This window comes from Limosilactobacillus gastricus PS3 (assembly GCF_000247775.1).
In the GTDB taxonomy this organism is placed as follows: domain Bacteria; phylum Bacillota; class Bacilli; order Lactobacillales; family Lactobacillaceae; genus Limosilactobacillus; species Limosilactobacillus gastricus_A.
The window spans coordinates 1-21,500 of record NZ_AICN01000028.1 but is presented as its reverse complement, the minus strand read 5'-3'; the positions used below and the strand labels follow the sequence as shown (position 1 = coordinate 21,500).

Here is a 21,500-nt window from a genome sequence, read left to right as displayed (position 1 = left end):
GAGGAGTCAAAATGAAGTTTGAACAAATTAAGGGCTTTGCTTTTGACCTAGATGGGGTGATTGCTGATACCGCCCGCTTTCATGGTCAAGCATGGCACCAATTAGCCGATCAAGTGGGGACTCCTTGGACTCAAGAACTGGCTGATGGCTTAAAGGGTGTTGGCCGGATGGATTCATTGGAAATGATTCTTAAGGCTGGCGGTCATGAAAATGATTACTCGTTAGCCGAGAAAGAAGCGCTGGCCAAAGCCAAAAATGATAATTACCTCCATTTAGTTGAAACACTTACTCCCGAAGATATTCTTCCAGGGATGAAAGATTTCTTAGATGAATTAAAAGCGGCTGATTATCAATTGATTTTGGCTTCAGCTTCTAAGAACGCCCCAAAGGTGTTGAAGTATTTGAAACTAAGTGATTACTTTGTGGATATTGTTGATCCAGCTCAGTTAGTACAAAGTAAACCAGCTCCTGATATCTACATCCAAGCTGCTAAACAACTTGGCCTCAGCCCAGACGAAGTAGCTGGTGTTGAAGATGCGCAAGCCGGTGTGGATGCGATTAACGCGGCGGATGAATTATCAATTGGGATCGGGACGAACTTAACGAATGCGGATGTTCGTTTTGATCAAACTAGTGATGTCTCTTTAGAGGCCTTAAAGGCTAAATTACAATGAGAATTAATAGCGGTTTCAACGATCCGGTGAGTTTTGCTCACCGGATCGTTTTTTAAAATTTTGATAAGTTGGTTCGCTTAGATAATTCTTGCGGTACAATCAATAGGGAATTTTTTAGAGGAGCACGCCCATGATTTTATCTTGGATAAAAGCGCATCGCCTGATGTTAATCATGATGATTGTCATCGGGATAGGTGCGATGTTTTTTGTCACGCATAACCAAACTTTATATCGAACCCCCATTGCCAAAGTGATCGCCGTTAAGAACGGTCATCCGCAAAAACAAACTGATCAATTTGAAAATGTGGATAGTGAAACCAACCAAACTTTAACCGTCCGTATGCTGAATGGTCGTTATCGCGGTCAGACCCTAACCGTAAAAAATCAATTTTCTCAATCAGGGGCTATGGATCAACGTTACCGGGTGGGTGATCAAATTTTTCTAACCCAAATTAGTAAACAACATGGTCAATTATCAGCCTATATTAAAGGTTACAAGCGGGACGTCGTATTAGTTTTTCTCACCTGGCTGGTAATTGCTCTGTTGTTATTGATGATGACCACCAGTGGCTTCTTCGCCCTCTTAAGTGTCGCTTTGAATGTTGTACTCTTTATTATTGCCATAAAGTTAAACGAGCTCACCAAGGGTGACAATGCCTTGTTAATTTTCTCCGTGCTCGCGGTTTTATTTTGTTTTTTAAGCCTGCTCCTAGTTTTAGGTCCCAATAAGAAGATGCTCGCCACCTTTTTTGCTACCGTGATTGCCACCAGTGTTTCCATGCTGATTAGCTTGTTAGTGATGGCAATGACCCATGATCGAGGAATTTATTTTGAGTCGATGGAATACGTTACCCAAGTACCACGCTCGATTTTTATTGCCGAAACCCTCTTAGGGTCCTTAGGGGCGGTGATGGATGAATCTTCAGATATTATTGCCACTCTCTTTGAATTGAAAGAAATTGATCCAGAGGTGACGGCCGGACAACTTTTTATCTCTGGACGCAATATTGGTAAAACCATTATGGGTCCCTTGATTAACGTTTTATTTCTCATTTTTATGGCGGATACTTTTACCTCAGCATTACTATATATCAAAAATGGCAATAACTGGGGATATACCTTTGCAATGAATATGAGTCTCGGGACGGTTCAAAGCTTAGTGAGTGGAATTGGAATCGTCTTGGCAATTCCGTTAGTAAGTGCCTTTGCAGCATTGTTGTTGGGAAAGCGGGGTAAAAAATGTCAACAATTACAGCCTTAGGGTTAGTATTAATGATCTTGATGGTGCTAATCGGTGGTAAACAGGGTTGGATAGCCTTTTGGTCCTTAATCCTTAACTTTGGCTTTTTATTTGGGGCGATTGTTTTGATTGCCTTTCACGTTCCGCCACTATTAGTTACTTTAACCACCGGGATCATAATCTTAGCCATTACCATTTTTATGGGAGAAGATGATTTGCAAACAACTGTGGCGGCTTTTTTTGCTTCTGTGGTTGTCATGATATTATTATTAATCTTGATCATTGTGGTTGAATATTGGGCCCAGGCGCAAGGTTTTGGAATTGAAGATAGTGATGATTTAGAAGGAATGTCATTATTGATCGGCACGAGTTTTTTTAGTATTGCCATTACCACCGCCGTGTTAAGTACCCTTGGCGCGATTGCTGAAGCTGCCATGGCCATTACGGCCGGATTAGCCGAAATTTTGAATCGTCATCCTGAAACACCCGATCAGCAATTAGTTAAAAGTGGCATGCAGATTGGCCACCAAATCATTGGAACGACCCTTAACACCTTGTTTTTTGGCTTTTTTGGTGGCTTATTAGCACTGTTCGTGTGGTTTGCCGGTTTAGATTATTCACTGGGAACGATCATGAATAATAAGATTTTCGTCTTAGAAATGATCGCCGTGTTAATTTCGTTTTTAGCAGTAATTATCACGGTACCGGTGGCAACCTGGACGATGGTATGGCGACATCGTCACCATCCGGTCAGTAAAAAAGAAGTTTGAAAATATATTTATGTGTAATTAGCTTTGTTTTCGCAAAGAATGCGACAAATTCTTAAAATAGTTTTAATAATTTCACATAAAATAAACCGTTTTCATTAAGTAAATCCCTTTATAGCAAGGGATAAGGCTTTTGGAATAACTTTGAAATTTCGTTATAAAAATGATATATTAGAGAACGTAACTACGCTAGATAATGTCATTTAATAAGATCTCTGCCACGTTACAACCAAATTATTGTTATAAAGAAAAGAGGTGAGATATAAATGGGCGGTGATGCTTTTACCTTTGAGTTGTTCGGCCTGACCTTCAATTGGACGAACATCATTTCGGGAACAATCATTTGTTGTATCGTGTTTTTTGTTTGTTTCGGGTTATCTCGACACTTACAAATGAAGCCAACGAAAGGCCAGAACATGATTGAATGGGTGGTTGATTTCACGAATGGGATTACGCGGAGTCAAATGAACTCTACGGAGAGTGCTAAATATAGCTACTTTATCTTTATCCTGTTCGTCTTCTTGTTTGTTGCCAACCAATTTGGTTTGATTTTCCAATTTGGCTGGAATGGGCACGAACTACTCAAAAGTCCAACGGCTGACCCAGTCATCACGTTGACCTTCTCCTTGCTTTGTGTGACCTTGTCACATTTCGCAGGAATTGCGCAAAACGGGATGAAAGGTTATTTAAAGGAATTCGTTTCGCCATTTGCATTGTTTTTACCAATCAAAATCGTGGAAGAATTCAGTAACTTTTTAACGTTAGGGTTGCGGATTTTCGGTAATATTTATGCCGGGGAACTGCTGTTAGGCTTGATTGGACAAGTAGCGTTCTCGCATGGAGTCTGGACAATGCCAATTGGCCTAGCCCTAGAAGTGGTTTGGCAAGGGTTCTCAGTCTTTATTGGCTCCATCCAAGCTTATGTCTTTGTAACATTAACATCGGTTTATATTTCTCGGAAGGTCTCTGGGGAATAATCTGTCTATATCTTAAGGAGGATATGTACTATGGGTGCAATTGCTGCAGGTATTGCTGCTGGTTTAGCAGCTGTTGGTGCGGGTGTTGGTAACGGACAAGTTATCGGCCACGCGATTGATGGGATGACACGTCAACCAGAAATGGCTGGACGGGTTCAATCACTTATGTTCATTGGGGTTGGTTTGATCGAAGCCTTGCCTATCTTAGCGATCGTTATTGCTTTCCTTGTTATGAACAAGTAATTCAGGATTGTAAAATAACTTTTCGCAAAGGAGGTATCAGTAGATGTTTGTTCTAGCAGAATCCAACAGTCTATATGTTGGGGATCAAATCTTTTATCTAGTTTCATTCATCATTTTGGCATTGTTGGTATGGCATTTTGCTTGGAAGCCAGTTACGCAGATGATGCAAAAGCGGGCCGACAAGATTGCTAATGATATCGACACAGCCCAACAATCTCACGAAGAAGCTGAAAAATTGGCCGCTCAACGTCAAGCAGAGTTGAAGGGGACCAAGGCCGAAGCGGCGAAGATTGTTGACGATGCTAAAAAGAGTGGGGAAAGTCAACGGACCCAAATCGTTGAAACTGCTCAACAAGATGCCCAAAACTTGAAAGAACAAGCCCGTCGGGATGCTGACCAAGCGCGTGAAAACGCCTTGCGTGGTGCCAAAGACGATGTGGCAAATCTATCTATTGAAATTGCTTCTAAGCTTATCCAAAAACAATTAAATGCGGACGATCAACAAGCACTAATTGATTCTTATATTGAAGGGTTGGTAAAACATGAGTCTTAATAAGATGACAGTTGCTAACCGCTATGCACGAGCTATGTTTGAATTAGTCGATGCACAGGGACAACTAGATCAAACTTATGAAGAACTTACCAATTTACGTCAAGTTTTTCTCGACAACCCAACTTTAGCCAGCCTATTGTCTGGTGTTAACTTGAGTTTGAAAGAAAAAGAATCATTACTTCAAGTTTTGAAACAGGATGCATCGCAACCAGTTACAAACTTGATTCAAATGGTGTTTGATTACGGCCGAATGGATACCTTGGTCGCAATTATCAATGAGTTTGAACGGCGGTATGATTTGAAGTACAAGCGAGTTCATGCTGACGTTGTCACAGCGGTGCAACTAGATGAAACACGGCGCAATCAACTGAAAGCTAATTTAGCTGAACGATTAGGGGCTAACGAAGTCCTTTTATCCGAAAAGGTTGATCCAGCAATTATTGGTGGTGTAATTGTACAAACCGAAAATCAAACGATGGACGGTAGTATTGCCACTCAAATTGAACAAGTACGTCGTTTACTTTTAAATTAGTAATTTGAAACTGAAGAGGTGAGATTTGTATGAGCATTAAAACTGAGGAAATCAGTTCACTCATCAAGAAGCAACTCGCCAACTACGAAGCAACGATTTCCGTTGAAGAGACAGGGACCGTTACCTATGTTGGGGATGGGGTTGCTCGGGCCGATGGTTTGGAAAATGCCATGGCCGGTGAGTTGCTCGAATTTAGTAATGGTGTCTACGGGATGGCCCAAAACCTCGAAAGTAACGATGTTGGTATCGTTATTTTAGGGGAATACACTGGAATTCGTGAAGGTGACACAGTTAAACGGACTGGTCGGATCATGGAAGTTCCCGTTGGTGACGCCTTATTAGGTCGGGTTGTTGACCCATTAGGACGTCCAATTGACGGTCTTGGTGACATCAAGACTGAAAAGACTCGTCCTATCGAGCATAAAGCTCCAGGTGTTATGGAACGGAAGAGTGTTTCAGTTCCACTACAAACTGGGATTAAAGTGATTGATGCGTTAGTTCCAATTGGTCGGGGACAACGTGAATTGATCATTGGTGACCGGAAGACTGGTAAGACTTCGATTGCCATTGATACTATCATCAATCAAAAAGACCAAGACATGATTTGTATTTATGTTGCAATTGGGCAAAAGGAATCAACGGTTCGGGCGCAAGTAGAAACCTTACGTCAGTTTGGGGCCCTTGATTACACGATCGTCGTTTCAGCCAGTGCTTCTAATCCAGCTCCAATGCTTTGGATTGCACCTTATGCTGGGACAGCGATGGGTGAAGAGTTCATGTTTGGTGGGCGTGATGTTTTGATTATCTATGATGATCTATCGAAGCAAGCCGATGCATACCGTGAACTTTCCTTGATTCTTCGTCGGCCACCTGGTCGTGAAGCTTACCCTGGTGATATTTTCTATACGCACTCACGGTTGTTGGAACGGGCTGCGCGGTTATCAGACGACCTTGGTGGTGGTTCGATGACGGCCTTGCCAGTTATTCAAACCCAAGCGGGGGACGTTTCGGCCTACATTCCAACTAACGTTATTTCCATTACTGATGGACAAATCTTCTTGAACGCTGATTCGTTCTATGCTGGACAACGGCCAGCCATTGATGCCGGGACTTCTGTTTCGCGGGTCGGTGGTGACGCCCAAATCAAAGCGATGAAGAAGGTTTCTGGGACTTTGCGGCTTGATATTGCTTCGTACAACGAATTAGCCTCATTTGCGCAATTCGGTTCAGATCTGGATGCGGCTACTCAAGCTAAGTTAGCGCGTGGTCAACGGACGGTTGAATTATTGAAGCAAGGTCTGCATGCCCCACAACCAGTAGAACAACAAGTTGTAACCCTCTATGCTTTGGCACATGGTTATGTTGATGATGTACCAGTTGATGATATTGCTCGGTTTGAAAGTGAATTGGCAAGTTACATGCGTGGTAACCACCAAGACCTTTACGATCAAATCACCCAATCAGGCCAATTGCCTGGTGATGATTCCTTAGACGATGCAATCAAGGCCTTTAAGCAATCATTCCAAACATCAGCTGAAGCAAGTCAAGCTCAAAATGATTAAAAAACCCGGTAAGAAAGGACGGTGAGGATAAGTGCCAGCTTCACTAGCTGCTGTTAAGCGGCGGATTGAATCGACCAAGAGTACGCGTCAAATTACGGCGGCCATGCAAATGGTTTCAACTGCTAAGCTTAACCAAATTCAACACCACACAACGACTTACCAGGTTTATGCCGATAAGGTTAAATCAATTTTAGCGAGCCTGGTGAAATCACATGCAATTGATTCACTGGGTGGGAATAAAGGAATGAGTTCCCTTTTTCACCCACGTGAAGTGAAAAAGACTGGGATCCTTGTAATCACTTCAGATCGGGGCTTAGTTGGGAGTTACAACAGTAACGTCATCAAGGCAACCCTTGATCTGATGCGGGAAAAGAATTTAACTGCTGCCAATACCGAATTCTTAACGGTCGGCCGGACAGGGTTAGATTTCTTCCAAAAACGCGGCATGGATGTCGTATATGAATACACGGGTGTCAGTGACGTGCCAAAGTATGCTGAAGTACGGCATATTGTTAACGCAGCGGTACAAAAATATCAAGATGGCGCGTATGATGAATTGTATATTTCATACAGTCACTACGTTAACCGGATTTCAACAGAAGTAAAGTCGGAGAAGTTCTTGCCAATTTCAGCTGATGATTTAGTTGATCCGAACGAGAAAACTTCGACGAGTACTGATGAAAATTCAGTGCCAGCCGCAGAATATGAAATTGAACCATCATTAGAAGAATTTGTTGAAATGGTTGTTCCACAATATGCAGAAAGCTTAATTTATGGGGCCATTTTGGACGCCAAAACGTCCGAACATTCATCTAGTTCTAATGCGATGAGTTCTGCGACGGATAATGCCGATGATATTATTTCAACCTTACAGTTGCAATATAACCGGGCACGTCAAGCAGCCATCACCACCGAAATTACTGAAATTACTGGTGGGATGACTGCCCAAGAATAATTAGGAGGAAACAATATGAGTGCTACTGGAAAAGTTGTTCAAGTTATTGGACCAGTTGTTGATATTGAATTCCCCTTAGATGAAAAACTACCTGAAATTAACACTGCCTTAGTCATTCAAATGGCAGATGATCAAACTTTGACTGTCGAAGTTACCTTGGAATTAGGTGACGGGGTTGTTCGGACAATTGCCATGGACGCCACCGATGGATTAAAGCGGGGAATGGAAGTTACGAATACCGAAGGCTCAATCAGCGTTCCGGTTGGTGACGAAGTTCTTGGTCGGGTGTTCAACGTCTTAGGTGATACAGTTGACAATGGTCCTCAATTTGGACCAGATGCACAACGGATGCCAATTCACCGTGACGCACCAAAATACGAAGACTTAAATGACAATACCGAAATTTTGGAAACGGGGATCAAGGTGATTGATCTCCTAGCTCCATACGTTCGTGGTGGTAAGATCGGTCTATTCGGTGGTGCCGGTGTTGGTAAGACGGTTCTGATTCAAGAACTAATTCACAACATTGCCCAAGGGCATAATGGGATTTCTGTCTTTACGGGGGTTGGTGAACGAACCCGTGAAGGTAACGATATGTATTATGAAATGAAAGAATCAGGAGTTCTTGACAAGACGGCCATGGTTTATGGTCAAATGAACGAACCTCCTGGTGCCCGGATGCGGGTAGCCTTGACTGGTTTAACGATTGCGGAATACTTCCGTGATGTTAAGGGTCAAGATGTGCTTTTGTTTATCGATAATATCTTCCGGTTTACTCAAGCCGGTTCAGAAGTTTCCGCCTTACTTGGTCGGATTCCTTCAGCCGTTGGGTACCAACCAACCTTGGCAACTGAAATGGGTCAATTACAAGAACGGATTACTTCAACTAAGCAAGGTTCGATCACCTCAATTCAAGCTGTTTATGTGCCTGCCGATGATTATACCGACCCGGCACCAGCAACAACTTTCGCCCACTTGGATGCCACGACTAACTTGGAACGGTCCTTAACGCAAATGGGGATCTATCCAGCCGTGGATCCATTAGCTTCGACTTCAACGGCTTTGACTCCCGAAATTGTTGGGGAAGAACACTATGAAGTCGCCACTGAAGTTCAACACGTCTTGCAACGTTACCGTGAACTCCAAGACATCATCTCAATCTTAGGGATGGATGAATTGTCAGATGAAGAACAGACGGTCGTTGCTCGGGCTCGGCGGATCCAATTCTTCTTGTCGCAAAGCTTTAGTGTGGCGGAACAATTTACTGGTCAACCAGGGGCCTATGTATCATTAAAGGATACGATCAAAGGTTTCAAGGAAATTCTGGAAGGGAAGTACGATGATCTTCCAGAAGATGCCTTCCGGTTGGTAGGTTCAATTGATGAAGTGGTAGCAAAAGCTAAGAGTATGCAGGCGGCTGTTGAAGAATAGGAGGGATAGTTATGGCTGAACATTCATTTCAGGTGACTATTTCTACTCCTGATGGAGTTGTTTATGATCAACCAGCTACGATGGTTGTGGTAACGACGGCCGGCGGCCAAATGGGTGTCATGGCTAACCACGTTCCAGTGGTGGCAGCTTTGGGCATCGATTTGGTAACGGTAAAGCATAGCGATACCGACGCTGCCGATGACGTTATCGCGGTCAATGGTGGCTTTATGGAATTCCATAATAATGTCGCAACAATTGCTGCTGATAGTGCTGAATTAGCGCAAGATATTGACATTAATCGGGCCGAATCCGCTAAGGAACGGGCTGAGAAAATGCTTAATCAAGCTAATGCCAGCCACAATAAGAGTGAATTGGATCGGGCTGAAGTTCACTTGAAACGGGCAATTAACCGTTTGAAGGCTACTAACCGTCCAATTTAAAGTTAATATTAAATTAATAGCCTGTGGCAATTATGCCACAGGCTATTTTTAGAGGGAATAAAAATGACTTGGCTTAGTTCATTAATTAAATTTATGGTGGAAATTGGAGCGGTTCTCATAACTTTCCAAGCCCTTCGCCAACTTCATCTAGAACGGTTCTTTCGTCAAGAGCAACCATCATGGCCACTCTTCATGGTATTAATTTCCGTTGCGATTGGCTATGGCTGTGCCCAATTTTGTATTAGTTTCTTTGAAACCTTATACCAGATGATGAATACGATCCGTTAGTACAATATTATGGTATAATGACGAGTACATGTGAGAAGGAGCCCAGCTGTCTTGTTAACGATCATTAAATTGTTGATTAAACTTTATCAGCGTGACCGATCCCTGCGACGGCCCTATCGGGTATGTCGTTTTGAACCGTCATGTTCAAATTATATGTTAACGGCGATCGATCGCTTCGGTTACCGGGGAGTCATGATGGGTTTAAACCGTATCTTGCGGTGTCGTCCCGGAGTTCCTGGTGGTTATGATCCGGTTCCTGATCATTTTACAATCAATTCAGCGAAGGCAAAAAGGGTGAAATAGTGTCAAAAAAAGATAAAACAATTGAAGTTACGGTTAATGATATTGAACGGAATAATCAGCCGATTCAACAAGTTTTTATAGGGAAACAGTTGATTGGTGAAATCTTACCGGATCAGGAAAAATTCAAGGCAACCATGCTAACTAATCAAGCGCAATTTTTTGTGCATTCCCAAGAAGAGGGATTAGCAATGATCTTGCAAGAGTATCATTTACATAAATAATCGATCAAGAGAAAGGAGTCATAATGCGTCGTGCAATAGACTTTTTAAAGTGGCGTAAGGGAGCCACAATCGATTGGGGAATTGTATTTTGTGTCTTGATATTGGCAATCGTGGGGATCATGTCGATTTATGTGGCGGCTGATAATGACACCTCGGGTGGAGCCGTCTATCGGCAAGTGATATCCCAATTTGTATGGTATGTAATTGGCGCGGTGGTTGTCTATTTGGTAATGCAAATGGATGCCGAACAGCTCTGGAAGGTCGCCCCTTACGTCTATGGAGCGAGTTTGTTCCTGATGTTTGCGGTCGTTATCTTCTATAGTCGTTCCTACTACATCAGTACTGGCGCCCGGAGCTGGTTTGCCATCGGTCCTTTTACTTTTCAACCATCTGAAATTGCTAAACCAGCTTATGTTTTAATGATGGGGCGGGTAATTACCACCCATAATTCGATGTACCCCAAACACACTGCCAAGTCCGATTGGAAATTAATCGGGAAAATGATTCTCTGGTTATTACCGCTAATTGTGAGTCTGACTTTACAAAATGACTTTGGGACCAGTTTAGTCTTTTGTGCCATTTTCGCCGGGTTAGTGTTGGTATCAGGGATTACTTGGCGAATTATTATTCCAAGTGTCACGATTGTGGGCGCGATCGGAGGCTCGGCTCTTTGGATGGTGACTAGTAACTTTGGTCGCTCAATCTTAACAATGGTGGGCTTTCAATCCTATCAATTTGATCGGGTGGATACCTGGTTACATCCAGAACAAGACACCACTAATCAGGGCTATCAGCTTTGGCAAAGTATTAAGGCGGTTGGTTCTGGTGGCTTGACGGGGACTGGTTTTAATCATTCAAATGTCTACGTTCCCGTTCGTGAATCTGATATGATCTTTACGGTGATTGGTGAAAACTTTGGCTTTATCGGCAGTATTGCTTTAGTTGCTATTTACATGCTGTTAATCTATTTGATGATTCGAGTGATTTTTGAAACCCGGAATGAGTTTTATGCCTACTTATCCACAGGGGTGGTAATGATGATTTTGTTCCATGTCTTTGAAAATATCGGGATGAATATTGGTTTGCTTCCATTAACGGGGATTCCGCTACCATTTGTCAGCGCAGGGGGTTCCTCGCTGCTAGGAAACCTGATTGGAATCGGGATTATCTTATCGATGCGTTATCATGAGGAACGGTCATGACCAGAAAATTAGCCCATCCATGGTGGCAAAGAGAACGAGACCAGGTAGTTGAAGTTGGTTTAACACCAGAAACTCTGGACTATTTAAAAAAGATCAACTTCATTGATGGTCCACTTGTGGGGGCACAAGTTCAATCTACCTGGCCGTGTTTGCAAGTTGAAGCGAGCAGCACCAATACGGATTTAACTTTGCCCATCAGTGGGACGATTGTAGCTAAAAATGAGCAAGTCTTAAATCAATGGCAGCCGAAGATAACTCATCAGACCTGGCTTTATCAAATTAAGCCGCAGGTATAACAAGAAAAAAAGCCTTCAAAGTTCGTATGATCGATCTCTGAAGGCTTATTCCATTAAAAGGAGGATGCCTATGGATGAGGAGCAAATTAAACATTTGAATCAACAAGTTCGGGAATTACGTCATGCGACGGCGAATGGACAGATTTTTAAACAATTAGACCGCCTTGCAGGGGACCTCATCGAGCAAACTCCACGTCATCCGCGAACGCCAATTGCGACGGTTGAAGATGATGCGGCCTTTTATGATGAGTTAAGGCAGATGTATAAAAAATTGCAAGATGACCAATTGGATCAAGTTAGTGACGTTTGGCTCTTAAGTCTGTTAGATCATTTTAAAGTCGATGATCCAGCTATTCGGCTGAACGGCTGTCTCATGATCTTCAATGCCCTCTTAGCGAATGATCTCTTGACTAACGATCAATTACGCTTGAGTTTTCATTATCTAGCACAAAATGACATTTTATTAGCGCATATCGACGAACCTAAAAATCGTGCTGTATTTGGTCGCGCAACGGCTTTATCGGCTTTAGCAAGTTTGCTCTATGCTGATCGGGCCGGCTATTTCTTTTTACAAGAGTATGAAGTGGATCGGCTAGTTGATTTAGTGTCGATAATCCTAGTAATGGAAAAAGATACCCGCGGCTTTGTTGGTGAGCAAGGCTGGGCCCATATGTATGCAGAATTGGCCAATGTCCTAGGAGAACTATCCCAACGCGAAGAATTGGTTCGCGGGGATAAGGTCAGTTTGATGGCATTATTACTGGCTAATTATTCTCGCTTAACGACACCATTAATTATGGGTGAAAATGAGCAGTTGGCTGACTACCTGGTAAATTTAATGAATCAACATCAGGTCTATCGGCGTTATTTCTTATTAGCATTACGGAATTGGCGGCTTCGTTTACGAGCCGGCCGCCCGCAAAATGCGGGTAACTGGCACCAAATTTTTAATTATCGGCGTTTAATGCAATGCTTGTTGATGGTTAATGATTTACCAGAACAGATTGGTAAGGTCATTTTGGAGCAGGATGACCAAAATGAGTAAATATGCTATAATGAAGTTTCTGGAAACGCGTAATAAATAAAATTGAAAGAAGGTACAACCATGACGGACAAGAAATTACACATTGCTCTGTTATTCGGCGGTAACTCCTCAGAACATGACGTATCCAAACGGTCAGCCCATAATATTTTTGACGGGATGGATAGGGACAAGTATGATGTCTCGCTGTTCATGTTTACCAAAGATGGCATTTTGCTTGATCATCAATCATCACAACGTATTTTTGATGGTGAACCAGAAGATCAGGTCGTTAAAGAAGCGTATGCAAAGATGGATTTAAATTCACCTTTAGCGCCAATTGCGGCCTTAAACGAAGTCCCAGAAATTGACTTTTTCTATCCGGTGATTCACGGGAATTTAGGTGAAGATGGGACTGTGCAAGGCTTATTCCGGCTCTTAAAGAAACCTTATGTTGGCTCAGGGATTGCCGCTAGTGCTATGGCTTTTGATAAGGAATTAACTAAACGGATTTTAAATCAAGCCGGCATTCGGAATACCAAATACATTTTGGTTACTCCTGATAACCAAGCAAGCTATGGCTGGGACCAAGTTAAGGCTGAATTAGGAGACCTGGTTTTTGTGAAACCAGCTAAACAAGGTTCCTCAGTTGGAATTCATAAGGTACGCAATGCCGAAGAATATCAAGCTGCCCTGACGGATGCTCTGACTTATGATTACAAGGTCCTGATTGAAGAAGCAGTGCCGAATCCACGAGAAATTGAAATTTCGATTTTGGGGAATGATCAGCCAATTGCTTCCAAACTTGGTGGGTTACGAATCCCAGAAGGCGATGATTTCTATGACTACAACAACAAATTCGTTGATGCCAGTGGCGTCGTTTTTGACCTACCAGTCATTGTAGCTGAACCTTTACAAAAAGAAATCACGCAAATGGCCTTGGATGCTTATCAAGCATTGGAAATGAAGGGGATGTGTCGGATGGATTTCTTAGTTGATGAAAATGACGTCCCATATCTAAGTGAACCAAACACGCTCCCAGGCTTCACTAACATTTCCTTATATCCACAGATGTGGAATGTTTCAGGGATTTCTTACTCCGAATTAATTGATCGGCTGATTGAACTTGGAATTGAAGAATTCAATCATCAAAATCAACTTCGCTATGATTTCCAATCCCTGGGCGAGGAACACGTCGGGAGGAAGATCTACAATTAGCAAATAAAAAACAGTCTGCGGACTGTTTTTTATTTGGTCCAGATTAATTACTAGCAATCTCCCAAGGACAGGTGTTAGAATTTGTTTTATTATTATGAAGGTAATTAATATTTGCTTACCTAATATAATTGGCTATGCTAATATATATTTGATAATCCATAGGGATTGATAGTAAGGAGCAAAAGAGATGGAATTGAATGGTGCTAAGTTTCGGGAGATTCGTCGTGAGAGGGGTCTGTCACAAATCGATTTATCAGAAGGGATTTGTACCCAAGCGACCATTAGTTTGATTGAAAATAGTAATCGGATTCCAAAACTGGAGATTTTGAATCAATTAGTTGATCGCTTAGATGTTCCCCTTAGCGCAATTTTAGTGGTCGACCGATTAGATAATGGTTTACTTGAACAAATTACGAATTCCATGTATCAAAATAAATTGGGCGAGGTAAATCATCTGCTTGAGGAGATCGATTCCAATAGCCTGGATGGCGATGATTTAACCCGCTATTATTACCTGATGGGTTTTAAAGAATTACGTCAGGGAAATTATGATGATGCTATTTATAATTTGGGCTTAGTGTTAACTCAATTATCAGTTAATAGCAGTCGTCAAGATTATTGGCCGGCAGTTTATTATGGCTTTGCCGCGGCTTATTCGCGAAAGGGTGACCTTGACAAGGCGCAAGAAATGGTGGATCGATCTATGAAGGATTTGACCCATTTCATGGAAGGCGCACGTCATCGGAATTATGGCTTTTGGCTAGCGATTTCTGTGGCGCAATTACAACTAGAATTGAATCAGCCGGATAAATCCTTACAAGTATGTCAAGCAATCATTAAGGTAGCCTTGAATAAGCGGCAATTATCTCCTTTAGGCAAGGCCTACCATGTAATGGGGCAAGTTAATTTATCGCAAGGCGATTCCCAGTTAGCGCGAGAAAATATCACGATTGCCAATAGTTTTGCCAAGGTCCTCAAAGATCAAGTAGAATTGAAAGAAACCGCAGCACTTCTCGATTCAATTAAAGACTAAATAAAGTGAGATTAAACCATGTATATCAAAGGTGAAGAAGTAAAGAAAATTCGGAAGTCATTAGGACTATCCCAAATTGAATTAGCAGCCGGAATTTGTTCCCAAGCGACCATTAGTTTGATTGAAAAAGAAAATCGACTCCCTAAGAGCTCGACCCTTACTAAGATCTGTGATCGTTTGCAGATTCCGATTGGGCAAGTGATTGTTTATGATCACCAAACCATGCAACAAAACTTAGATCAATTAGCCAAAGAATTAATGGTGGGGGAAGTTGATCAAGTCGAAACGGCGATGGGAAACATTATTTTTGATGACCTGACCAGTAAAGAAGAACAATTTGTTTATCAAGTCTACTCTGGTTTAGCTAAATTGCGTGCGGGAAAGAATAAAGAGGCTACATTTGAATTCCAGAATTTACTTGGTCAAGCCTATCAGGCTGACTTTTCGACCTATATTCCCTTAGTAATGTACGGCAATGGCTTGACCTATCTGGTCAATGAAGACCACCGGTATGCCGATGGGATTTTTGATAATATTTATCAATCATTGCGGAATGTTACTTTAAGGACCAGTTATTGGAAAGTGATCTTGTATGCTGGGTTGGCTTCATCGATGTTAGAAATGCAAAAGCCAGGTCGGGCCTTAGAAATGATCAAGGTAGCTTGTGAGACTGCCCGTGAATTAGATTCTTTATATCCGATGAGTGGTCTGTTCTTAATTAAAGCCCAAGTGGAACGGGCCTTGAAAAAAGAAGAAGAGTCTCAAGCTGATTTTAAGACCGCTCAACAGCTAGCTGATTTGAATCATCAGACCTATGTTCAACAACAGTTAGATCAGTTCAATTAAGAAAAAACTCCCAGCAGATCTGCTGGGAGTTTTCTTATCTGGCGCCATGATATTGACTACCAAAGAGCAACATTTCTTGAATTAGGTGGTAACCGTGACTATCAGTTAGCTGGTTGGCTTCAAAGATCCGTTGATAATCTAGTAAAATTCTTTCAAAACGGTTTCGAGTAGGAATATAGTCATAGCCGGCCATCACAAAGTCAGTCAATTTAATTTGAAAACATTTGATCAGGTCCTCTACGCGTTTATCGTCCATTTGACTGGTCATGACACTGGGAATTCCTTGTCGATAGATATAATGATTTTCGTTGATTAAGACGATCTTGTGAGCTTTCATAAAGAGCCGATGAATGCTGGCCTCATCCTCAAAAATCATGCCCTCCGGAAACTGGAAGTACTCTAATAATTCAGCCTTGAAGAGTTTGCAGAAAGGGACAATAAAGATCGAGGAGTTGGAATCCCAGTTCGATTGATATTCACAAGCTTCTTTTGGGGTAAGGTCCCTTGTATAGAGATCACCATCCGTTAAATAGTAGTAAAAACAATCGTTAGCTTGATGAAAGACCTTATAATTGGTAACAGCAATGTCAGCGTGGTGACTGATTAAGTGATCATAAAGTATTTGCAAATAATCTTCGTCTAAGACGTCATCGCTATCGACAAAGGTGACATAGTCACCAGTCATCAGTTTAAGCCCATGATTGCGAGCGGCGGACGCTCCGCGATTGGCTTGGTGAACGACTTTAATGCGGTCATCTTCTTGAGCAAATTGATCGCACATTTCACTTGAACCATCGTTCGAACCATCATCAATCAAGATGAGTTCAAAATCAGGAATAGTTTGGTGACGGACACTATTAACAAATTCAGTAAAATATGGCGCTACATTATATACTGGAGCAATAATACTAATTAACATTTGAATAAACCTTTCTACCTACCAAAATAGGATCATGATAAGTTCTAGTTTATCATGATCCTATTTAATTTCTGCTAAATAATTAATGTTTTATTTTTCTTAAGTGAACCAGATCCAGTTGCATTACGATGTTGGCTAAAATTAGTAGGCTTCCGCCGATGATTAAATGGCTAGTGAGTTTGTCAAAGCCGAATAGAACGGAGAAGAGCCCCGCGAAAAGTGATTCGGTAATTAGGATTAAGCCAGCGGTGGCGGGGTCGACCTGTCGTTGACTAATAATTTGTAACCCTTGGGCAATAAAAGTTATCCCGATTGCTAAAATCGCTAAAGGAATGATGGCCGCTAGCCAGTCGATTTGGTGAAAGGTTGCACGTTCAAATAGGCAGGTACAAATGGTGCCCACGAAAAACTCCACCAGGCCGATTAAGGTGATCACCACCCAAGGACTGGAAGCTTTGCCTGCGTAACGACCAAAGACAATCAATTGCCCAGCCCAAAAAATGGCTCCGATTAAGGATAATAGATCAACGCTTTGCAAATGTAGATCCGTCAAAGATAGACCCGAGATAAAAGCGGTGCCGAAGATCGCGATTAGCATCGCTAGCCACTCTTTACGTTGGGGCGTTCACGCCAGATGGCCCAAATAATAAAGGGAGCAATGATGACGTATAAAGAAGTGATAAAGGCGTTTTTAGCGGGCGTCGTATAGCGTAAGGCATCAGTTTGAAAATAATAACCGAGAAAACTGATGATTCCTGAAATAATCCCCACGCGCAGGTCATAGGCCGTTAAGTGTTTGAGTTGCCGATGAAAGATGACTAGACCGGTAAGGGCGCATAAGCCGCCACGCCAGGCATTAATCATACTGGAATGCATCTCAGCATTAATTGCTAATTGATCCAAAAGATATGAAATTCCCCATAATAGGGCCACACAAATTAAGCCAAGTTTGGCCTGTTGCTTTGACATCGTGATGTCCTCCCTTGATGCTCTAGCAATATTCTAACAAATTTTGATGACCGTGGATTTGAAAGATTATCAAGGGATAATTTTTTTGCCCGCATACCTAATTATTAAAAGAACATTAATTTATCGGCATTTTAGCGTCATATAAATAGATAAATATGAAATTATTTTAACCATTCCCGGAATAAATACGGAATAATATGTTGCTAAATATATCATAATTGTTAAAATAGTTATATAAATTGTTATATTAATTTATTAAAGGAGGGCCAGATATGGTTTCTAAGAATAACAATCACCTATATGACGAAAAAATGAATCGGACTCACTTCAGTTTTTCGTTACGGAAGTTAAACATTGGGGTAGCTTCTGTCTTATTAGGGATTGGATTTGGTTTCGGGGTAGTTAATCATAACGAGACCGTCGCACATGCCGATACGACTGATACGACTGCAACGACGACTGATACGACCCCTGCTAGTGATGCGTCAACCAGCAGTGCTAGTGCGACTTCAGCGACTACGACGAGTGCAGTTGCGGTTACGCCAACATCTGCAACTACTTCGTCTAGTGCGAATGATGCTTCCAGTGCCGCTGACTCATCAAGTACTTCTTCAGCATCCTCTGATGTTGCTACTAACGATCTAGATCAAGCGATTTCTGCTGATGCGATTGATCAAGGCTACATCACTTCCGAAACGGATTTGACCAACGCCGCACATACCCTATCAGGACACGTTTACATTGCTGATTATGGGACTTACTCCACGATGTCCAATGGGATGACGGATGCTCCTGATGGGACCAAGGTCTACATGCAATGGATGGATACTGATGGGGCTATTTCACCAATCTATGTGGCAACTACTCACAGTAATATTGGAACCTCAGCTGGACAAGGTGGGGCCGGTTTATATGCCTTTAATTTGAGTAGCTCTTCTAAAGGAAATGTCGTCAAAGATGGCTGGACCGATGCCAACGGCAAGGTGCACGTTTATAATGCCACCGCTGGTCAATACTACCGTTTATGGGTCGTGGATACTAAGGCGGCTGATGGAAATACCTTAACGATGTTCCGGCAAGCTGGTGGTTTTTACGCTGGCTCATGGGTTAATTCATTTACCACATCGAACCTAGGTCAATTCCCATTGGCTGGTACGAACATGCAACGGACGGCTGTCTTCATGTACGAATTACCAGAAGGGGTTACCAACCAAGGTGACAATGGGGTTTCATACATGACTACTTCTGCTGACCAGTGGAAGACCTATGATCAAGGGACCTTAAGTACTCCGGCAGTTGCTGGTGCTAAGACCACCGATGGGACCACTTCAGCTGGGTTTTCCATCTCTGGACGAGTTTGGTTAGAATCGACGGCTGGTGATTTAACTAATTCTGGGACTGGTCCAAACTATAATCCTGCCATGGGTGATGGTGTGGCTAGTGGCTATACGGTGGTGGCATCAGTCTTGACCGAAGAAGGGGCGACTGCATACAAGAATTCAGTATCATCGTTAGATAACAGTTTACAAGCTGCTGCGGCAAAAGAACTCTTAGAAGCCCATCCCGAATACATCGCAGAAACGGTTAAAACAACGACCGACTCAAATGGTCAATACTCTTTAGCCTTTTCTTCGGACGCCATCACTAGCGCGGCCAATCAACATGAAGCCATTTACATGTTTGTGATGGATAAGAACGGTAATGTAGTGACCGCTTATTCACCATACACCACGACTCTTTTCCGGTCACCAAGTGCAACGGGGACTTCATCGCTTAGTGCTCAAATAGTTCCGGCTTATAATGCAATTGCTTTTAATTCACCATCTTGGTACAACGTTAACTTTGCGGTGGTACCAAATACAATTGTGAACCTTGATATCACGAACTATGATACAACTAATAATCCAGCTTCCTATGGTGATACGGCCAACGTTAAGTTAAGTGACTATTCTGCTTCAGGAAGTGGACAACTCTCAGCTTTAGATGACTCAATTAAATGGACGTCCTCTAATGACAGTAGCTTCTCATTAAGCGTGCCAGTTTCTAGCATTAATGATGGCTCTTTAGCGAACTTAACTATTTCAGCTGACGGGAAGACGGTCACGACAGCGGATGGTCAATCATATACTTTCGATGAAGCCATTCCAGAAGGAACTGTCTTTACCGCATCCTTAGTTGAAGGAACGGTGACGGTAGCTGCTGACTCCTTCATGGTTAAGACCACGGATGCTAAGAAGTATGAACCAAACTATGCCGACCAAACAGTGGCCGCTGGACAAACTGCTTCAGTTACTCCAACCTTTACTGATAAAGAAGGTAATACTGTTACCTTACCAGAAGGGACGACCTTTACTTCTTCAGCAACTGATGCTAACAGCTCATCTGCTTCAGCCTGGGCAACTCTTGATCCAACAACTGGTGAAATTGTATATACACCTAGTGCTGATCAAGCTTCTGGCGACTATGAAGTACCAGTGACCGTTACTTATGCAGATGGTTCCACTGACCAAGTGACTGCCACAGTCCACGTGACGAACCAAGCGGCTGATTACACGCCAGTTTATGACAATGATGGTCACAAGTACGTTAAAGCGGGAGACTCAGTTGACTTCCCAGCACCAACCTTTACTGATAAGGATGGTAATACGGTAACGGTACCTAGTGGCACTACCTTTACTACTGGTGATACTAGCTTCCCAGGAACGGTCACGGTTGATCCAACGACAGGAGCAATCACCGCTACAGCCAATGATGATGCAACTGCCGGTGATTACACGGTGCCAGTCACGGTTACATACCCAGATGGCACGAGTGAAGTGGTTAATGCAACTGTTACCGTGGTACCAGCTCCAGATAAGGTGACGACCACGACGGTGCCATACACGACGACATACACGGCGGACCCAACTAAGGACGCTGGGGTACAAACAGTGGTTACTGAAGGTCAAAATGGTTCAACGACGACCACAACGACGCAAAATGTTGATCCAAATACGGGTGCATTGACTGATGGGACTTCAACCACTAGCTCAACGCCAGCAACGGATGCGGTTATTTCAGTTGGGACCAAGCCAACCACTACTACAGAAACGATCCCGTACGAAACCGTTAAAGAAGACGACCCTACTTTAGAACAAGGTCAAGAAGTCGTTAAGACCCCAGGTCAAGACGGAACGAAGACAACTACGACGACATACACGGTTGATCCAACTACGGGTGAATTGACACCAACCTCAACGACGACCCAATCTGATCCAGTGAATGAAGTTGTGTCGGTTGGGACTAAGACGCCTGCTGACAACAAGACCCAAGCTGAGACGAATGAACCAGCATACGCTGACACGACTGTTCCAGCTGGTCAAACGGTAACGACTAACCCAACCTTTACGAATGGGACTCCAGAAGGTGCTACCTACTCAGTCGATAACAGCAATGCCCCATTTGTAACCGTTGACCCAACCACCGGTGCTTTAACTGCGGCACCATCTGTTGACCAAGCTCCTGGTGAATACACAGTGCCAGTCACAGTTACTTACTCTGATGGTTCTACGGATAAGGTTGATGCTAAGATCACAGTGACGGACAATGAAGCCGCAACTCATGACGCCCAAGGTGGCGACGTGACAAAACCATACGGTGAAGCAACGACCGCTGATGATGTTACTAACGCCGTTAAGATTACGCCAGATGATGATGTAGCTAAGAACGCGACAGTTACGGTGGATGATCCATCAACCTTGCCAGATGGCAAGACGCCAGGAACGGTAGAAGTTCCAGTTACGGTTACTTACCCAGATGGATCGCAAGATC

General features: G+C 42.8%; 24 protein-coding genes. 21 read left to right on the top strand and 3 right to left on the bottom strand.

Features of this window, described 5'->3' with window-relative positions:
- Positions 1-11 precede the first annotated feature (11 nt).
- The 20 genes from pgmB (at position 12) to PS3_RS03325 (ending at position 15,802) form a co-directional block, all read left to right on the top strand.
- Positions 12-674, top strand: coding sequence for a beta-phosphoglucomutase (gene pgmB, locus PS3_RS03420; RefSeq protein ID WP_007122070.1), 663 nt, complete (start codon positions 12-14; stop codon positions 672-674).
- A gap of 130 nt (positions 675-804) precedes the next feature.
- A complete protein-coding gene (locus PS3_RS03415) occupies positions 805-1,935 on the top strand; it encodes a YibE/F family protein (RefSeq protein ID WP_007122069.1) in 1,131 nt (376 codons plus the stop codon).
- Entirely contained in the window at positions 1,914-2,684 is a 771-nt protein-coding gene (locus tag PS3_RS03410; protein ID WP_040468013.1) for a YibE/F family protein, read from the top strand. The genes PS3_RS03415 and PS3_RS03410 overlap by 22 nt, the downstream gene beginning before the upstream one ends.
- A gap of 263 nt (positions 2,685-2,947) precedes the next feature.
- The gene (gene atpB / locus PS3_RS03405; protein ID WP_007122068.1) at positions 2,948-3,658 is read left to right on the top strand and encodes a F0F1 ATP synthase subunit A; all 711 of its coding nucleotides are present in this window, start codon (positions 2,948-2,950) and stop codon (positions 3,656-3,658) included.
- A gap of 30 nt (positions 3,659-3,688) precedes the next feature.
- Positions 3,689-3,901, top strand: a complete 213-nt coding sequence (gene atpE / locus PS3_RS03400; RefSeq protein ID WP_040468012.1) for a F0F1 ATP synthase subunit C — start codon at positions 3,689-3,691, stop codon at positions 3,899-3,901.
- Positions 3,902-3,944: 43 nt separating this feature from the next.
- Positions 3,945-4,454 carry a F0F1 ATP synthase subunit B gene (gene atpF / locus PS3_RS03395; RefSeq protein WP_007122067.1) on the top strand — a complete coding sequence of 170 codons (510 nt, stop codon included), beginning with the start codon at positions 3,945-3,947 and terminating at the stop codon, positions 4,452-4,454.
- Complete coding sequence (gene atpH, locus PS3_RS03390) at positions 4,444-4,986, top strand: ATP synthase F1 subunit delta (protein WP_007122066.1); 543 nt, start codon at positions 4,444-4,446, stop codon at positions 4,984-4,986. The genes atpF and atpH overlap by 11 nt, the downstream gene beginning before the upstream one ends.
- A 29-nt stretch (positions 4,987-5,015) precedes the next feature.
- Positions 5,016-6,548: a F0F1 ATP synthase subunit alpha gene (atpA, locus tag PS3_RS03385; protein WP_007122065.1), complete on the top strand. Its 1,533-nt coding sequence runs from the start codon at positions 5,016-5,018 to the stop codon at positions 6,546-6,548.
- Positions 6,549-6,579: 31 nt separating this feature from the next.
- The gene (locus PS3_RS03380) at positions 6,580-7,503 is read left to right on the top strand and encodes a F0F1 ATP synthase subunit gamma (protein ID WP_007122064.1); all 924 of its coding nucleotides are present in this window, start codon (positions 6,580-6,582) and stop codon (positions 7,501-7,503) included.
- Positions 7,504-7,518: 15 nt separating this feature from the next.
- Positions 7,519-8,934, top strand: a complete 1,416-nt coding sequence (gene atpD, locus PS3_RS03375) for a F0F1 ATP synthase subunit beta (RefSeq protein WP_007122063.1) — start codon at positions 7,519-7,521, stop codon at positions 8,932-8,934.
- A gap of 11 nt (positions 8,935-8,945) precedes the next feature.
- Positions 8,946-9,374: a F0F1 ATP synthase subunit epsilon gene (locus tag PS3_RS03370; RefSeq protein ID WP_007122062.1), complete on the top strand. Its 429-nt coding sequence runs from the start codon at positions 8,946-8,948 to the stop codon at positions 9,372-9,374.
- 63 nt (positions 9,375-9,437) lie between these two features.
- Complete coding sequence (locus PS3_RS03365) at positions 9,438-9,662, top strand: DUF1146 domain-containing protein (RefSeq protein ID WP_040468011.1); 225 nt, start codon at positions 9,438-9,440, stop codon at positions 9,660-9,662.
- A gap of 51 nt (positions 9,663-9,713) precedes the next feature.
- Entirely contained in the window at positions 9,714-9,965 is a 252-nt protein-coding gene (yidD, locus tag PS3_RS03360; protein WP_040468010.1) for a membrane protein insertion efficiency factor YidD, read from the top strand.
- Positions 9,965-10,186 carry a DUF2969 domain-containing protein gene (locus PS3_RS03355; RefSeq protein ID WP_040468009.1) on the top strand — a complete coding sequence of 74 codons (222 nt, stop codon included), beginning with the start codon at positions 9,965-9,967 and terminating at the stop codon, positions 10,184-10,186. Before yidD ends, PS3_RS03355 begins: the two co-directional genes overlap by 1 nt.
- 23 nt (positions 10,187-10,209) lie before the next feature.
- Entirely contained in the window at positions 10,210-11,388 is a 1,179-nt protein-coding gene (locus tag PS3_RS03350; RefSeq protein WP_007122061.1) for an FtsW/RodA/SpoVE family cell cycle protein, read from the top strand.
- Complete coding sequence (locus tag PS3_RS03345; RefSeq protein ID WP_040468008.1) at positions 11,385-11,684, top strand: biotin/lipoyl attachment domain-containing protein; 300 nt, start codon at positions 11,385-11,387, stop codon at positions 11,682-11,684. Before PS3_RS03350 ends, PS3_RS03345 begins: the two co-directional genes overlap by 4 nt.
- Before the next feature lie 70 nt (positions 11,685-11,754).
- Complete coding sequence (locus tag PS3_RS03340) at positions 11,755-12,729, top strand: DUF2785 domain-containing protein (protein WP_007122060.1); 975 nt, start codon at positions 11,755-11,757, stop codon at positions 12,727-12,729.
- A 60-nt stretch (positions 12,730-12,789) separates the two neighbouring features.
- Entirely contained in the window at positions 12,790-13,923 is a 1,134-nt protein-coding gene (locus PS3_RS03335) for a D-alanine--D-alanine ligase family protein (protein WP_007122059.1), read from the top strand.
- A gap of 187 nt (positions 13,924-14,110) precedes the next feature.
- Positions 14,111-14,956, top strand: a complete 846-nt coding sequence (locus PS3_RS09755) for a helix-turn-helix domain-containing protein (protein WP_007122058.1) — start codon at positions 14,111-14,113, stop codon at positions 14,954-14,956.
- Positions 14,957-14,974: 18 nt separating this feature from the next.
- Positions 14,975-15,802 carry a helix-turn-helix domain-containing protein gene (locus PS3_RS03325; protein ID WP_040468007.1) on the top strand — a complete coding sequence of 276 codons (828 nt, stop codon included), beginning with the start codon at positions 14,975-14,977 and terminating at the stop codon, positions 15,800-15,802.
- 34 nt (positions 15,803-15,836) lie between these two features.
- Here the strand turns inward: PS3_RS03325 and PS3_RS03320 are convergent, their stop codons facing one another.
- The 3 genes from PS3_RS03320 to PS3_RS10585 form a co-directional block, all read right to left on the bottom strand.
- A complete protein-coding gene (locus PS3_RS03320; RefSeq protein WP_007122057.1) occupies positions 15,837-16,721 on the bottom strand; it encodes a glycosyltransferase family 2 protein in 885 nt (294 codons plus the stop codon).
- Between the two features lie 82 nt (positions 16,722-16,803).
- Positions 16,804-17,319: a DMT family transporter gene (locus PS3_RS10590; RefSeq protein WP_235719982.1), complete on the bottom strand. Its 516-nt coding sequence runs from the start codon at positions 17,317-17,319 to the stop codon at positions 16,804-16,806.
- A 2-nt stretch (positions 17,320-17,321) separates the two neighbouring features.
- Positions 17,322-17,690, bottom strand: a complete 369-nt coding sequence (locus PS3_RS10585; protein WP_235719981.1) for a DMT family transporter — start codon at positions 17,688-17,690, stop codon at positions 17,322-17,324.
- A 272-nt stretch (positions 17,691-17,962) separates the two neighbouring features.
- Here PS3_RS10585 and PS3_RS03310 point away from each other — a divergent pair.
- On the top strand, positions 17,963-21,500 hold a 3,538-nt coding region (locus PS3_RS03310; RefSeq protein ID WP_040468006.1), incomplete at its 3' end, for a Rib/alpha-like domain-containing protein.